Genomic DNA, 13,775 nt, shown 5'->3' on the forward strand with positions numbered 1-13,775 from the left:
GGATTACTTAGCCGGTTTCCAGAAAAAGATAAACTCGCTGTCGGGCAAGCCGGTGAAATGACGCACGACATAGCGGTAGTTCGCATCCGGATCCAGCGTGGAAAACCGCTGCGGATAGATGGCTTTTGCCAGGTATTCCATACCGATGATATTGAAAGGATTGTTATAAAACTGATGATAGATGCCGTAGGTCTTTTTTTGCTGCACGGCCGGAATCTGGCTGACCCCGGTGCGGTTTAACAATATGGCTGCCTGCGCATCAATGCTTTTCTCATCGGCGCCCAGGCCGAACGGCAGCGGATTCACGCCGCTGGCGTTGGCTTTACCCCGTTTGGCGCCCGTCATGATGTAGGCGTCCGGTTTCATGCTGATGAGTTTTTCCAATGAAACGTAGCCGTTGGCGCCCGGCAGTAATTCAGAGCCGATATTACGCGCCCCGACGGCTTCCACCAGTCCGCCCCAGCCGTTGTGGGCATGGCTGAAGCAGCAGGCGTCCGAGCGTCCGGCCCAGGCTTCGACAAATACGTTTGCCTTGGCCGGCAGCGATGCCGTCTGTTTCTGGATATCCGCCAGATGCCGGCGATAAAAGTCGGTATAGGCTTTGGCGTTCTCTTCCCTGTTCAACACCTTACCCAGCAGGTCAATGCTGGCGGCGGTATTCCGCACCGGGTTGACCTCATAGTCGACAAACACCAGCGGAATGTTAAGCGCTTTCAGCTTGTTGATAATGCCGTTGTCCGCTAACGTCGGTTTGGCGCGCAGCTGCGCGATCATCAGATCCGGCCGTTTCGACAGCACGCTCTCCAGTTCAACCTCTCCCTTGTCGCCAAAGCCCATATCCAGGATTTCAGCGGCCTGCGGCCATTTTTTGGTCATCAGCGCCCAGGTGGCCGCATCCGATCTTTTCGGCAGGTTATTCCAGGCGACCAGGCGTTGAAACGGATTCTCCCTGTCGAGCAGGGCCAGGGCCATGATGTCGCGGCCATCCTGTAGCACGATGCGCTGCGGTTCCCGTTTGATTTCGATTTCCTGCCCGTCGATATCCGTAACGGTGAGCGGATATTGCGCGGCGAGGCTGGCAAAGGGAGCGGTTAGCGATGCGGTCAGCAAAAGACCAAATAGCGTTTTCTTGAGCATTGTCCTGATCCTGGTATTTTCCATTTTTGAAGAAAAATGATTTTAATAACTATTCTCATATATTTATAGAATTACTCTACGGATGGAAGCGTGCAACGGGCTGGAATAATTAAAAAAAGCATGCCAGCACTGGGCTGGCATGGCTTGTTACAGATTGTACTGAAAGGTATCAGCGTTTTAACGCATCGCTGAGATTATCGCGAATAGTCGCCAGAATGGATTTCACCACGCGTGGATTACCCGCAATCAGGTTGCCGGAAGCAAGATAGTTGTGGCCGCCGACGAAGTCGGTGACGATGCCGCCCGCTTCGCGCACCAGCAGTTCGCCGCCGGCGAAGTCCCATGGTTTCAGGCCGATCTCAAAAAAGCCGTCAACGCGACCGGCGGCGACATAGGCCAGATCCAGTGCGGCGGAACCGGTGCGGCGGAAATCCGCGCATTGGGTAAACAGCGCTTCGAGGATGTTGATATAGCCTTTGGCGTGCTGTTTGGCTTTAAACGGAAAACCGGTCGCCAGCACCGTGCCGTCCAGATCGCGGGCATTGCTGGTGCGCAGGCGGTAGCCGTTCAACTGCGCGCCCTGGCCGCGGGTGGCGGTAAACAGTTCATTGCGCATGGGATCGTAAACTACGGCGACTTCGGTGCGGCCTTTGATGCGCACCGCGATAGAGACCGCGAAGTGCGGCAGACGTTTGATAAAGTTGGTGGTGCCATCCAGCGGATCGATAACCCATTGCACATCCTGATCTTCCCCCGTCAGCTCGCCGCTCTCTTCACCAATAATGGTGTGTTGCGGATAAGACTTGCGGATAACTTCAACGATCAGGCGCTCGGCATCCCGGTCAACGTTGGTGACAAAATCATTATTGCCTTTTTGGCTGGCTTCTACGGCGTCAGGGGTTTCGTAATTTTTAGCAATTAAATTACCGCCTTTACGCGCAGCGCGTATAGCGATGTTGAGCATCGGGTGCATGGTATCGTCCACTGGAATGTTAAAGAACAGAAAGCGGTGCGCATTATAGCAGGGGAAAAGGAAAATATCTAAGATTGTGTTAGAATGCTGCGATTTCCTCCTCGTATTACAGAGTCCGCATGTTACACAATATTCGCATTGTTCTGGTTGAAACGTCCCACACCGGCAATATGGGGTCGGTCGCCAGAGCGATGAAAACCATGGGGTTGAGTCAACTCTATCTGGTTAATCCGCTGGTAAAACCCGACTCGCAGGCGATAGCCCTATCCGCCGGCGCCAGCGACGTGATTGGCAACGCCGTGCTGGCGGATACCCTGGATCAGGCCCTTGAGGGCTGCGGTCTGGTAGTGGGAACCAGCGCGCGTTCGCGCACCTTGCCCTGGCCGATGCTGGAGCCGCGGGAGTGCGGGGTGCGCAGCGCCCGGGAAGCGGAATACGCGCCGGTCGCCCTGGTGTTCGGCCGGGAACGCGTCGGCCTGACCAACGATGAACTGCAGAAGTGCCACTACCATGTTGCTATTCCGGCGAACCCGGAGTATAGCTCGTTGAATCTGGCGATGGCCGTGCAGATTCTGGCCTATGAAGTTCGCGTCGCCCATTTGGACCGTTTGCAGGCCGGTCGGGAGGAGCACGGCGAAACGCCTTACCCGCTGGCGGACGACCTGGAACGTTTTTATCAGCACCTTGAACAGACGCTGCTGCAAACGGGCTTTATCCGGCAGGCTCATCAAGGGCAGGTGATGAATAAGCTACGCCGGCTGTTTACCCGCGCGCGGCCGGAGAGTCAGGAGCTGAATATCCTGCGCGGCATACTGAGTTCGGTGCAGAAAAATAAGCACGAATAATACTTGAGTAGTTTACTAGGTTAAATAGTTGACTAGAACAGTCGGGAATGTCAGACTCAGGCTATGTTCAGCCAATACATGTTCCAATAATACATGTTTTATCTACAGGTACCACTATCATGAGACTGACATCTAAAGGCCGTTATGCCGTTACCGCCATGCTCGATGTGGCTCTGCACTCCAAGGAAGGCCCGGTTCCGCTTGCCGATATCTCTGAGCGTCAGGGTATTTCGCTCTCCTACCTGGAGCAGCTGTTTTCACGCTTGCGTAAAAATGAGCTGGTTGCCAGCGTTCGCGGTCCGGGAGGGGGTTATCTGTTGGGTAAACACGCCAAAGAAATCGCCGTGGGCGCGGTGATCTCCGCCGTAGACGAATCCGTGGACGCGACGCGCTGCCAGGGGCGTGAAACCTGCCAGGGCGGCGAGCGTTGTCTGACGCACACGCTGTGGCGCGATCTGAGCGACCGCATCACCGACTTTTTGAACAATATTACCTTGGATGAGCTGGTGAATAATAAAGAAGTGCTGGACGTTGCGGAGCGTCAGGAAGGCGATACGCGCCGCGCGGCCAACGGACGCGTACAGGACACCATCAACGTCAACGTCAATTTGCGCGCCTGATATTTTTAACAACATATATACCCAATAAAAACAAAACGCTTTGCACGTTTTGAAGTGATGTACGGAGTTTATGAGCAATGAAGTTACCGATTTATCTGGACTATTCAGCCACTACGCCGGTTGATCCGCGCGTGGCTGAAAAAATGATGCAGTTTTTAACCCTGGACGGTACTTTTGGCAACCCGGCTTCCCGTTCCCACCGTTTTGGCTGGCAGGCGGAGGAAGCGGTCGATATCGCCCGTAATCAAATTGCTGAACTGGTGGGCGCGGACCCGCGAGAGATTGTGTTTACCTCCGGCGCCACGGAAGCGGACAATCTGGCCGTTAAAGGCGCCGCCAACTTCTATCAGAAGAAAGGCAAGCACGTTATCACCAGCAAAACGGAACATAAAGCGGTGCTCGACACCTGTCGTCAGCTGGAGCGCGAAGGGTTTGACGTCACCTATCTGGCGCCGCAGCGCAACGGCATTATCGATCTGCAAGAGCTGCAATCCGCCATGCGTGACGACACCATTCTGGTTTCCATCATGCACGTGAATAATGAGATCGGCGTGGTGCAGGATATTGCCGCCATCGGCGAAATATGTCGTAGCCGCGGTATCGTGTTCCACGTCGACGCCACCCAGAGCGTGGGCAAACTGCCTATCGATCTGAGCCAGTTAAAAGTGGATCTGATGTCTTTCTCCGGCCATAAAATTTATGGGCCGAAAGGCATCGGCGCGCTGTACGTGCGCCGTAAACCCCGTATTCGCATCGAGGCGCAGATGCACGGCGGCGGCCATGAACGCGGTATGCGTTCCGGCACCTTGCCCGTTCATCAAATCGTCGGCATGGGCGAAGCCTACCGTATCGCCAAGGAAGAAATGGCCGCCGAGGCGGAGCGTCTGCGTACGCTGCGCGACCGTCTGTGGCACGGTATCAATGATATCGAGGAAGTCTATCTGAATGGCGACATTGAGCATGGCGCGCCGAATATTCTCAACGTCAGCTTCAACTATGTTGAAGGCGAATCGCTGATCATGGCGCTCAAGGATCTGGCCGTTTCGTCCGGTTCCGCCTGTACCTCCGCCAGTTTGGAACCCTCCTACGTATTGCGTGCGCTGGGCATGAACGATGAGCTGGCGCACAGTTCGATCCGCTTCTCCCTGGGGCGTTTTACCACGGAAGAGGAGATCGACTACGCCATTGAGCTGGTGCGTAAATCCATCGGCCGCCTGCGCGAACTTTCCCCGCTGTGGGAAATGTACCAGCAGGGCGTGGATATCAGCAGCATCGAATGGGCGCATCATTAATTCGCAGGACGGGAGACGACGACTATGGCTTACAGCGAAAAAGTAATTGATCACTACGAAAATCCACGCAATGTAGGGTCGTTTGATAACGCCGACCCGAGCATCGGTAGCGGGATGGTGGGCGCGCCGGCCTGCGGCGACGTGATGAAGTTGCAGATCAAGGTCAACAATGACGGTATTATCGAAGATGCCCGTTTCAAGACCTATGGCTGCGGCTCCGCCATTGCATCCAGCTCTCTGGTAACCGAGTGGGTGAAAGGCAAATCGCTTAACGAAGCGGAAGCGATTAAAAATACCCAGATTGCGGAAGAGCTTGAGCTGCCGCCGGTGAAAATCCACTGCTCCATTCTGGCGGAAGACGCCATCAAGGCCGCTATCGCCGACTACAAGAGCAAGCGTGAAGCGAAGTAACTCAATGCCGCCAATTAGGGCCGATGGCGCCAGGGGCGGGCTTCGTATGAAGCGCCGTTTATATGGCGTCAGACTTGCCCGGGCGGTATGACTTAAAAATTCCGAGGTTGTTATATGTCGATTTCTCTGAGCGACAGCGCTGCGGCGCGAGTGAACGCCTTTATGGCCAACCGGGGTAAGGGCCTTGGCCTGCGGCTCGGGGTGCGGACATCCGGGTGTTCCGGTATGGCGTATGTGCTGGAATTTGTCGATGACGTCAATGCCGACGATGTGGTTTTCGAGGATAAAGGCGTCAAAGTCATTATCGATGGCAAAAGCCTGGTCTATCTCGACGGCACCGAACTGGATTTCGTCAGGGAAGGGCTGAATGAAGGCTTTAAGTTCAATAACCCTAACGTCACCGGCGAATGCGGTTGCGGCGAAAGTTTTAACGTCTGACCGTTAGCGGGTTAGCGAGCACTCCCTGTATCTTCCGGCCGCCTGTCGGGAGAAACAGCGGCAAGTAACGGCAATGACCCACAACCCTTAGAGCGCGCTATGGATTACTTTACCCTGTTCGGGCTGCCGATTCGCTATGATGTGGATGGCAGCCTGCTTGTTTCTCGTTTTCAGGAACTGCAACGGCAGTTTCACCCCGATCGCTTTGCGGCCAGCCCGGAAAGGGAGCGTATGCTGGCATTGCAGCAGGCGGCAACGATCAATAACGCCTATCAGGCGTTGAAACATCCGCTGAAACGCGCGGAGTATATGTTATCTTTGCACGGTTTCGATTTAAGCAACGAGCAGCATACGCTGCGCGACACCGCTTTTCTGATGGAACAGCTCGAATTACGCGAAGAGCTGGACGCCATTGCGCGCCGTTCCGATGCCGAAGCGGCGCTGGCGGAATTCGCCGGGCGCTTGCAGTCGATGCTGGATGAACGCAGCGGGCAAATGCGCAATCAGCTGGATAGCGAATCCTGGGCTGACGCGGCGGATACCGTGCGTAAGCTGCGTTTTTTCGACAAGCTCCGGCAACAGGTTGAACAACTCGAAGAACAGTTGCTGGATAGATAAATTTTTAATCCGGCGGGGAACGCACCGCACATAGGTTTTCCCGCCAGCCAATTGATGGAAGCTCAATATGGCCTTATTACAAATCAGTGAGCCCGGTCTCAGCGCGGCGCCGCACCAGCGCCGTCTGGCCGTCGGCATCGATTTAGGCACCACCCATTCCCTGGTCGCCACCGTGCGCAGCGGCGAAGCGCAAACCCTGGCCGACGATAAAGGCCGCGACCTGCTGCCCTCCGTGGTCCACTATCACGCCGCGGGGCATGAGGTGGGCTGGCAAGCCCGTGAAAAGGGGGCTGACGACCCGGCCAATACCGTCAGTTCGATAAAACGGATGATGGGGCGCTCGCTGGCCGACGTGCGGCAGCGCTATCCTCATTTACCCTATCAATACGGCGTCAGCGATAACGGCCTGCCGTTGATCCGGACGCCGGCTGGAGACAAAAATCCGGTTCAGGTGTCGGCGGATATCCTCTCGGCCCTGGCGCAGCGGGCGCAGGAGGCGTTGGGCGGCGCGCCGGATGGCGTGGTGATCACCGTTCCCGCCTATTTTGACGACGCTCAGCGTCAGGGCACCAAAGACGCCGCGCGTTTGGCCGGGCAGCACGTGCTGCGTCTGCTCAACGAGCCGACGGCGGCGGCCATCGCCTACGGGCTGGACTCCGGTAAAGAAGGGACGATCGCCGTTTACGATCTGGGCGGCGGCACCTTTGATATTTCTATTCTGCGTCTGAGCCGCGGCGTATTCGAAGTGCTGGCCACCGGCGGCGATTCGGCGCTGGGCGGCGATGATTTCGATAATCTGCTGGTGGAGTGGCTGCGCGAGCAGGCCGGCATCACCGCGCGCGACGATCACCATTTGCAGCATGCCCTGAGAGAGGCGGCGATCCGCGCCAAGATTGCATTAAGCAGCGCAGAGTCGACCACGATCGAGGTGGCGGGCTGGCGGGGCGAGATCGCCCGAAGCCAATTCAATGCGTTGATTGCAGCGTTGGTCAAACGCACGCTGCTGTCGTGCCGCCGCACCCTGAAAGACGCCGGGATTACGCCGGATGAGGTGCGGGAAGTGGTGATGGTCGGCGGCTCCACCCGCGTGCCGCTGGTGCGCGAACGGGTGGGCGAGTTCTTTGGCCGCACCCCGCTGACCTCCATCGACCCGGATAAAGTGGTGGCGATTGGCGCGGCGATTCAGGCGGATATTCTGGTGGGCAACAAACCGGACAGCGAAATGCTGCTGCTGGACGTTATTCCGCTGTCGCTGGGGCTGGAAACCATGGGCGGGCTGGTGGAGAAAATCATTCCGCGCAACACCACCATCCCGGTCGCCCGGGCGCAGGAGTTCACCACCTTCAAAGACGGTCAGAGCGGGATGATGATCCACGTTTTGCAGGGGGAACGGGAACTGGTGCAGGATTGCCGCTCCCTCGGCCGCTTTACGCTGCGCGGCCTGCCGCCGCTGCCCGCGGGCGGCGCCCATATTCGCGTCACCTTTCAGGTGGATGCCGACGGCTTGTTGAGCGTGACGGCGATGGAGAAATCGACGGGGGTGGAAGCCTCTATTCAGGTCAAACCCTCGTACGGGCTGAACGACACGGAAATCGCCGCCATGATTAAAGACGCCATGCTGAACGCGCAGGACGACGTGGGCGCGCGGATGCTGGCGGAACAGCAGGTCGACGCCGCCCGGGTGCTGGAAAGCCTGCACGGCGCGCTGGCCTCCGACGCCGATTTACTCACCGACGATGAAAAAGCCGCCATCGACGCCGCCGCCGAGCAACTGCGCCAGGCGATGGCGGGCACGGACGCGTCGGCGATTGAAGCCGCAATTAAAACAGTAGATCAACAAACCCAGGCGTTCGCCGCCCGGCGGATGGACGCCTCCATTCGTCGCGCGCTGGCGGGCTATTCTGTGGACGAGGTTTAAACATGCCCAAGATTGTTTTTCTGCCGCATCAGGATCTGTGTCCTGAAGGGGCGGTTTTGGAAGCAGAGCGTGGAGAAAGTATTCTGAACGCGGCGCTGCGCAACGGTATCGAAATTGAGCATGCCTGCGAGAAATCCTGCGCCTGCACCACCTGCCACTGTATCGTCCGGGAAGGGTTCGATTCGCTGGCGGAGAGCACGGAAGAGGAAGATGACATGCTGGACAAGGCCTGGGGGCTGGAGCCGGAAAGCCGGTTAGGCTGCCAGGCGCGGGTAGCGGATGAGGACCTGGTGGTAGAAATCCCGCGCTACACGATTAATCATGCGCGTGAACATTGACGGGAGTGGTTATGGGATTGAAATGGACGGATAGCCGTGGGATCGGCGAAGCGCTTTACGATCGGTTTCCCGATCTCGATCCGAAAACCGTGCGGTTTACCGATATGCACCAGTGGATTTGCGAGCTGGAAGAGTTTGACGACGCGCCGGATGCGTCCAGCGAGAAAATTCTGGAAGCCATCCTGCTGGTCTGGTTAGATGAAGCGGAATAGTTGACATCACGGGCTGCCTGTTACGGCGGCCCGCACTGTTTTGTGCGCTGAGGCACAGGCAGTTTACAGAACAATCGGGAGCAGAACTATGACAGGCGAAGCTATGCTGATTTCACTCTCCACCCAACCCGCGGACGCGCGCTGGGGAGAGAAGGCGCAGTTAAGCGCCAACGATCGGGGTTTTACCATCCACCTGAACGGCAAGTCGCCGCTGGCGATTATCCAACGCGCCGCCCGCAAAATCGACGGCCAGGGGATCCGGCACGTCAAGCTGGCCGGTGAAGGCTGGGATCTGGAGAGCAACTGGGCATTCTGGCAGGGATACCGTGGGCCGAAGGGACAACGCGTGGTTGAGTGGTCGGCGCTTGACGAGGCCGACAAGAAAGAGCTGGATGACCGCCTTAAGATCGTTGACTGGGTGCGCGACACCATCAACCTTCCGGCGGAGGAGCTGGGGCCGGAGCAACTGGCGACCCGGGCGATCGACCTGCTGCACGACGTCGCCGGCGAGGCCATCAGCTATCGCATTACCAAAGGCGACGATCTGCGCACGCAAAACTATGCGGGCATTCATACCGTCGGCCGCGGATCGACGCGTCCTCCGGTATTGCTGGCGCTGGATTACAACCCCACCGGCAACCCGGACGCCCCGGTGTTGGCCTGTCTGGTCGGCAAAGGCATTACCTTTGACACCGGCGGCTACAGCCTGAAGCCCAGCGGCTTTATGGACTCCATGAAGTCGGATATGGGCGGGGCGGCCACGGTGACGGGCGCCCTGGCGCTGGCCGCCGCCCGCGGGCTGAAACAGCGGGTTAAACTCTATCTGTGCTGCGCGGACAATATGGTCAGCGGCAACGCGTTCAAGCTGGGCGATATTATCCGTTATCGCAACGGCAAGAGCGTTGAGGTGATGAATACCGATGCGGAGGGGCGCCTGGTATTGGCGGACGGCCTGATCGACGCTTCTGAGCAGAATCCGCAGTGGATCATCGATTGCGCCACCCTGACCGGGGCGGCGAAAACGGCGCTGGGAAATGATTATCACGCCCTGTTCAGCTTTGATGATGAACTGGTCGCCGCTTTACAGCACAGCGCCAAACAGGAGGGCGAACCCTTCTGGCGCCTGCCGCTGGAAGAGTTTCACCGCGGCCACTTGCCTTCCAGCTTCGCGGATTTGAACAACATAGCCGGTGCGGCGCACAGCGCGGGCGCCAGCACGGCGGCCGCGTTTCTGTCTCATTTTGTGCAGAACTATCAGCAAGGCTGGCTGCATATCGACTGTTCGGCCACTTATCGCAAAGGGGCGGTGGAGCAGTGGGCGACCGGCGCCACCGGGCTGGGAGTTAGAACATTGGCGAACCTGCTGCTGAGCAAGGCCGAGTAATCGGCGTTGCCGCAGGCCGTTTTAAGCTAAAGGGTGCGCCGCCGGGCGCCATGATGAGTTGAGGATAGGTATGGATTTTTCTCCGCAAAACAAACTGGAAGAGGTGTTGATTCTTGCCGCCGGCGAGCCGGCTCATCGGCCGGAGTTTTTCAATGAGCTGATGGAGGCCACGGTGTTTGTGCTGGGCAGCGCCGACGACGGCGGCGAGGCGGGGGAGAAGGTCCTGCATGCGGGCAGCAACGTGCAGATTCAGCATTGGGAAAAGGACGATGGCTCTTCCGCCATTCCCTTTTTCTCTTCGCTGGAGGCGCTACAGCTGGCGGTGACCAAAGAAGAGTCATTTTTAGCGCTGCCGGCGCGTTCGCTGTTTGAACTGACGCTGGGCGCCACGCTATTTCTCAACCCCAGGCTGCCCTATGGCAAAGAGTTTCTGCCGCAGGAAGTGGAGCATATGCTCTCCGGCGAGGGGCACGGATTTGTTCAGCAGCGGGTGGTGGAGGAAGAGACTGAAGTGCTGCTCGGTCAGCCCGCCGAGATGCCGGTGCAGATGATCGATTCCCTGACGCAGCTGTTCCCCAAATACCGGCAGGTCCGCCGGGCGTTTCTGGCCCAGATTCAGGAGGCCGGAGAGCAGGAGCCGCATCTGTTAATCGGCCTGGAAGTGGACGTCGATGATGTGGAAGAGGTTATCCGCGCGGCGGGCAGCGTGGCCAGCGACACCTTGCCCGACGAGCGGCCCGTCGATCTGTGTCTGGTGAAAGAGGGCGAGCCGGGCATCAGCCATTATCTGACCAAGCACACCACCCCGTTCTATGAGCGCCGGTGGGGCAGCTTCCTGCGGGATTTTAAAAATAGCGGTAAGGCCTGACCTGACAGCGCGATTGCCATAAATGGCGTGTCCGGTTCGGACGCGCCATCATTGCTGGGCCGTCGGGAAACAGATACCTTGTTGTATCTTTGTATTTAACATTACGATATTAAATATAAATTCAGTGTTTAAGCTGTTCACCCTATGGCGTAAGAAATTACGCTGAGGTGGGCGACCCCGCGAATGAGCAGCATGGATGCTGCTCAAGCCAGTGCCGCGTCGGGAACGCGTCACTGGCGGTTCGGAAAAGGGGGCGGCCTCCGAAGGAACCGCGTCAGCGGCGTGATTTCAGCCACAAGCCCGGGTTCGTAGGGTGGTGGCGTTTGAACCACCCTGCGTCGGGCGCGTGCTACGACGTAGCAGAGAAATGGCGACTTTATCGCGCACGAAATATTCTCCGAAGTGGCATATTTCAATTTATGGGGATTTCCCAAAATTATAGGCCATACTGATGGAGAGGAAAAAATAATATCTTTTTTCATTATTTTTTTCCTCCGTTAATTATAAACAGCCAGTTTTATTGATTCAGCATTAATTTAAACAAATTTCACATATTTATTTCGAGGCATTGCAAATACATAAAGGATAGTAAAAAACAATGCGCCGTATATTATTGAGTCATATGCATCCACATCAACATCTATGTGCAGAAAATATTTAACAAATGACGTGCCATGTCCAAAAATACAAAATTGTAATGCGCATATGATAGGAACGAATAAAGTATATAAAATAAAAATCGGGCGTTTCATTTTTCTATCGACAATTAGCTTGATGTAATAAAGTACCAGAAATACTACTGTTGAAATGATATAGTAGAAAACCGCCGGCCAAATTGATACGGATTTAAAAATAATATCTTGTTCCATTATTGTTCCCCTCCGGCAATCCCATATATTGACCAGGCAGTATACGCACTGCTTAAGGCATCGCCCCCGGAGAAACGGTGCCGAGGGGGCTTCCGTAAACGCAACGGCGGGTCATTCATCCGCCGTTGTCGCCTGCAACAGCAGCAGGTCGATCAGCATCACCAGGTTTGATTCAAACGAGCCGATCTCGCCCGCCTCCGCCGCATAATGCACCGCGTCGTCATACAGTTGAAAATGCAAATCGGCCAGCTCGCCCAGCGAATTCAGCGATGCGCGGGTAAAGGCGATGACTTTCATGCCGATATTTCCGGCTATACGCGCTTTATCCAGCACCTGCTCCGTTTCGCCGCTGCGCGAGATGGCGATAAATACCCGATATTTCGGCGCGTTGCTCAGAAAGATCCCTCTGCTGTCTCCCAGCCCGGATGAGAAGGCGTCCTTACCCAGAATCTGCAGTTTTTTCGCCAGATACTCGGCGAACAGGTGGGAGAACCCGGCGCCGTAGAGAAAAAAGTGGCTTTCCTGACGCAGTATCTGGCTGAACGACGCCCTGTCCGCAGGGGTGATATAAGAAAAGGTGCGCTGGTAGTTATCGACAAAATGCTGAAAGGCGGTCGGCAGATGATTATCCGCCGCCGGCGGCGCGGAAACGGGGGGCAAACGCGGACTTTCCGTCAGCAACTGCTTGCAGTGATAGATAAATTCGCTGTAGCCGCTAAAACCTATTTTCTGGCACAGGCGCATGATCGTGGCGGTCGACACATAGGTTTGCTGCGCCAGCTCGCGCACCGTTATTTTACCGATCATGGAGGAGTGCGCGGCAATAAAAGCCAGCACGCGATACTCGGCGCGGGTTAAATCCTGACCGTGCTGCATCAATGATGCCAGCCGATTATCCATGCCTGCGGCTCCTGAATGTTCGCAATAACGCTTCGCAACAACCGGAAAGTAAAACCATGCGCGCCGTCCGGCTTAATCCAGCGTGATTGGAACATCGTCCCGGCCGCCCCAGTCGCTCCACGAGCCGTCATACAGCGCCACTTGTTGCACATCCAGCAGCGTCAGCGCCAGAACCACCACCGCGGCGGTCACGCCGGAGCCGCAGCTGGCAACGATGGGCCGGCTAAAGTCCACGCCGTGCTTATGCAGGATGGTCGCCAGTTCGGCGTTGGGTTTCAGCGCGCCGTTGGCGACCAGCTCGTTCCAGGGAACGTTAAGGCTGCCCGGAATATGGCCGCGGCGCAGGCCGGGGCGGGGTTCATCCACTTCGCCGTTAAAACGGGCGGCGGGCCGGGCATCGACAATCTGCGCCGAGGCATCATTGATAATAGCCAGCAGGTCGTCGCGCTGGCGAATGGCCGCGGCGTCAATCCGGGCGTTGAAAGTCTGGGGCGCCGGTTCGACGTCTCCCTGTTCCAGCGGCAGATGCTGTTTTTTCCAGCCCGCCAGCCCGCCGCTGAGGATGGAAATCCGCTCCGCCCCGAAGGTCCGCAGCATCCACCAGGCGCGGGGGGCGGAGAAGAGATTACCTTCATCATAGATGACTATATGCCGCCGCTCGTTGACGCCGAGTTTGCCCATCGCGCGGGCAAAGTCATCCTGGTCGGGCATCATATGAGGCAGGTCGGAATGCGGGTCGGACAAGGTTTCAATATCGAAAAACACCGCGCCGGGTAAATGTCCGGCCCGGTATTCTGCGTGGATATCGCGGGTGGTTTCGCCCGGCGGCAACATGCGGGCGTCGATAAGGGCGATATCGCTATCGTCAAGATTCCCGGCAAGCCAGGCGGCGGAAACAAACAGTTCAGAAGAAGATGCTGACATGGAACCCCCACTCAGGGACCGACGGATT

At 57.0% G+C, this 13,775-nt stretch carries 15 protein-coding genes; 11 read left to right on the forward strand and 4 right to left on the reverse strand.

The features are described 5' to 3' along the window. Positions 1 to 3: 3 nt before the first annotated feature. Complete coding sequence (locus tag DDT56_RS02015; protein ID WP_136164854.1) at positions 4 to 1,137, reverse strand: ABC transporter substrate-binding protein; 1,134 nt, start codon at positions 1,135 to 1,137, stop codon at positions 4 to 6. Positions 1,138 to 1,306: 169 nt separating this feature from the next. Continuing rightward, positions 1,307 to 2,110, reverse strand: coding sequence for an inositol-1-monophosphatase (gene suhB / locus DDT56_RS02020; protein ID WP_136164855.1), 804 nt, complete (start codon positions 2,108 to 2,110; stop codon positions 1,307 to 1,309). A 119-nt stretch (positions 2,111 to 2,229) separates the two neighbouring features. On the opposite strand from suhB, the gene trmJ reads away from it, so the two are divergent. The 11 genes from trmJ to sseB all read left to right on the forward strand — a co-directional run bounded on the left by trmJ (position 2,230) and on the right by sseB (position 11,054). Then, positions 2,230 to 2,955, forward strand: a complete 726-nt coding sequence (gene trmJ / locus DDT56_RS02025) for a tRNA (cytosine(32)/uridine(32)-2'-O)-methyltransferase TrmJ (RefSeq protein ID WP_136164856.1) — start codon at positions 2,230 to 2,232, stop codon at positions 2,953 to 2,955. A gap of 119 nt (positions 2,956 to 3,074) precedes the next feature. Continuing rightward, complete coding sequence (iscR, locus tag DDT56_RS02030) at positions 3,075 to 3,575, forward strand: Fe-S cluster assembly transcriptional regulator IscR (RefSeq protein ID WP_136164857.1); 501 nt, start codon at positions 3,075 to 3,077, stop codon at positions 3,573 to 3,575. Positions 3,576 to 3,652: 77 nt separating this feature from the next. Then, positions 3,653 to 4,867: an IscS subfamily cysteine desulfurase gene (locus DDT56_RS02035; protein ID WP_136164858.1), complete on the forward strand. Its 1,215-nt coding sequence runs from the start codon at positions 3,653 to 3,655 to the stop codon at positions 4,865 to 4,867. Positions 4,868 to 4,891: 24 nt separating this feature from the next. Next, complete coding sequence (gene iscU, locus DDT56_RS02040) at positions 4,892 to 5,278, forward strand: Fe-S cluster assembly scaffold IscU (protein WP_136164859.1); 387 nt, start codon at positions 4,892 to 4,894, stop codon at positions 5,276 to 5,278. 114 nt (positions 5,279 to 5,392) lie between these two features. After that, positions 5,393 to 5,716, forward strand: coding sequence for an iron-sulfur cluster assembly protein IscA (gene iscA / locus DDT56_RS02045; RefSeq protein WP_136164860.1), 324 nt, complete (start codon positions 5,393 to 5,395; stop codon positions 5,714 to 5,716). Between the two features lie 99 nt (positions 5,717 to 5,815). Beyond that, on the forward strand, positions 5,816 to 6,334 hold the full coding sequence (gene hscB, locus DDT56_RS02050) for a co-chaperone HscB (protein WP_136164861.1): 519 nt from the start codon (positions 5,816 to 5,818) through the stop codon (positions 6,332 to 6,334). A gap of 67 nt (positions 6,335 to 6,401) precedes the next feature. Continuing rightward, on the forward strand, positions 6,402 to 8,252 hold the full coding sequence (gene hscA / locus DDT56_RS02055; protein ID WP_136164862.1) for a Fe-S protein assembly chaperone HscA: 1,851 nt from the start codon (positions 6,402 to 6,404) through the stop codon (positions 8,250 to 8,252). Positions 8,253 to 8,254: 2 nt separating this feature from the next. Then, entirely contained in the window at positions 8,255 to 8,590 is a 336-nt protein-coding gene (fdx, locus tag DDT56_RS02060; RefSeq protein ID WP_136164863.1) for an ISC system 2Fe-2S type ferredoxin, read from the forward strand. A gap of 11 nt (positions 8,591 to 8,601) precedes the next feature. Further along, entirely contained in the window at positions 8,602 to 8,802 is a 201-nt protein-coding gene (gene iscX, locus DDT56_RS02065; RefSeq protein ID WP_009111886.1) for a Fe-S cluster assembly protein IscX, read from the forward strand. Positions 8,803 to 8,890: 88 nt separating this feature from the next. Then, a complete protein-coding gene (pepB, locus tag DDT56_RS02070) occupies positions 8,891 to 10,186 on the forward strand; it encodes an aminopeptidase PepB (RefSeq protein ID WP_136164864.1) in 1,296 nt (431 codons plus the stop codon). A gap of 70 nt (positions 10,187 to 10,256) precedes the next feature. Further along, the gene (gene sseB, locus DDT56_RS02075) at positions 10,257 to 11,054 is read left to right on the forward strand and encodes an enhanced serine sensitivity protein SseB (RefSeq protein ID WP_136164865.1); all 798 of its coding nucleotides are present in this window, start codon (positions 10,257 to 10,259) and stop codon (positions 11,052 to 11,054) included. A 980-nt stretch (positions 11,055 to 12,034) separates the two neighbouring features. Here the strand turns inward: sseB and DDT56_RS02085 are convergent. Together DDT56_RS02085 and sseA are read right to left on the reverse strand one after the other, a co-directional pair. Then, the gene (locus DDT56_RS02085; RefSeq protein WP_136164867.1) at positions 12,035 to 12,823 is read right to left on the reverse strand and encodes a MurR/RpiR family transcriptional regulator; all 789 of its coding nucleotides are present in this window, start codon (positions 12,821 to 12,823) and stop codon (positions 12,035 to 12,037) included. A 72-nt stretch (positions 12,824 to 12,895) separates the two neighbouring features. Beyond that, positions 12,896 to 13,747: a 3-mercaptopyruvate sulfurtransferase gene (sseA, locus tag DDT56_RS02090; protein ID WP_136164868.1), complete on the reverse strand. Its 852-nt coding sequence runs from the start codon at positions 13,745 to 13,747 to the stop codon at positions 12,896 to 12,898. Positions 13,748 to 13,775 lie beyond the last annotated feature (28 nt).

It is taken from the genome of Brenneria corticis (assembly GCF_003115855.1).
Classification (GTDB): domain Bacteria; phylum Pseudomonadota; class Gammaproteobacteria; order Enterobacterales; family Enterobacteriaceae; genus Brenneria; species Brenneria corticis.

Excerpts from the sequence above, each read along its gene's own strand:
- DDT56_RS02015 (WP_136164854.1), bottom strand. The coding sequence starts at position 1,137 with ATGCTCAAGAAAACGCTATTTGGTCTTTTGCTGACCGCATCGCTAACC.
- suhB (WP_136164855.1), bottom strand. The coding sequence starts at position 2,110 with ATGCACCCGATGCTCAACATCGCTATACGCGCTGCGCGTAAAGGCGGT.
- trmJ (WP_136164856.1), top strand. The coding sequence starts at position 2,230 with ATGTTACACAATATTCGCATTGTTCTGGTTGAAACGTCCCACACCGGC.
- iscR (WP_136164857.1), top strand. The coding sequence starts at position 3,075 with ATGAGACTGACATCTAAAGGCCGTTATGCCGTTACCGCCATGCTCGAT.
- DDT56_RS02035 (WP_136164858.1), top strand. The coding sequence starts at position 3,653 with ATGAAGTTACCGATTTATCTGGACTATTCAGCCACTACGCCGGTTGAT.
- iscU (WP_136164859.1), top strand. The coding sequence starts at position 4,892 with ATGGCTTACAGCGAAAAAGTAATTGATCACTACGAAAATCCACGCAAT.
- iscA (WP_136164860.1), top strand. The coding sequence starts at position 5,393 with ATGTCGATTTCTCTGAGCGACAGCGCTGCGGCGCGAGTGAACGCCTTT.
- hscB (WP_136164861.1), top strand. The coding sequence starts at position 5,816 with ATGGATTACTTTACCCTGTTCGGGCTGCCGATTCGCTATGATGTGGAT.
- hscA (WP_136164862.1), top strand. The coding sequence starts at position 6,402 with ATGGCCTTATTACAAATCAGTGAGCCCGGTCTCAGCGCGGCGCCGCAC.
- fdx (WP_136164863.1), top strand. The coding sequence starts at position 8,255 with ATGCCCAAGATTGTTTTTCTGCCGCATCAGGATCTGTGTCCTGAAGGG.
- iscX (WP_009111886.1), top strand. The coding sequence starts at position 8,602 with ATGGGATTGAAATGGACGGATAGCCGTGGGATCGGCGAAGCGCTTTAC.
- pepB (WP_136164864.1), top strand. The coding sequence starts at position 8,891 with ATGACAGGCGAAGCTATGCTGATTTCACTCTCCACCCAACCCGCGGAC.
- sseB (WP_136164865.1), top strand. The coding sequence starts at position 10,257 with ATGGATTTTTCTCCGCAAAACAAACTGGAAGAGGTGTTGATTCTTGCC.
- DDT56_RS02085 (WP_136164867.1), bottom strand. The coding sequence starts at position 12,823 with ATGGATAATCGGCTGGCATCATTGATGCAGCACGGTCAGGATTTAACC.
- sseA (WP_136164868.1), bottom strand. The coding sequence starts at position 13,747 with ATGTCAGCATCTTCTTCTGAACTGTTTGTTTCCGCCGCCTGGCTTGCC.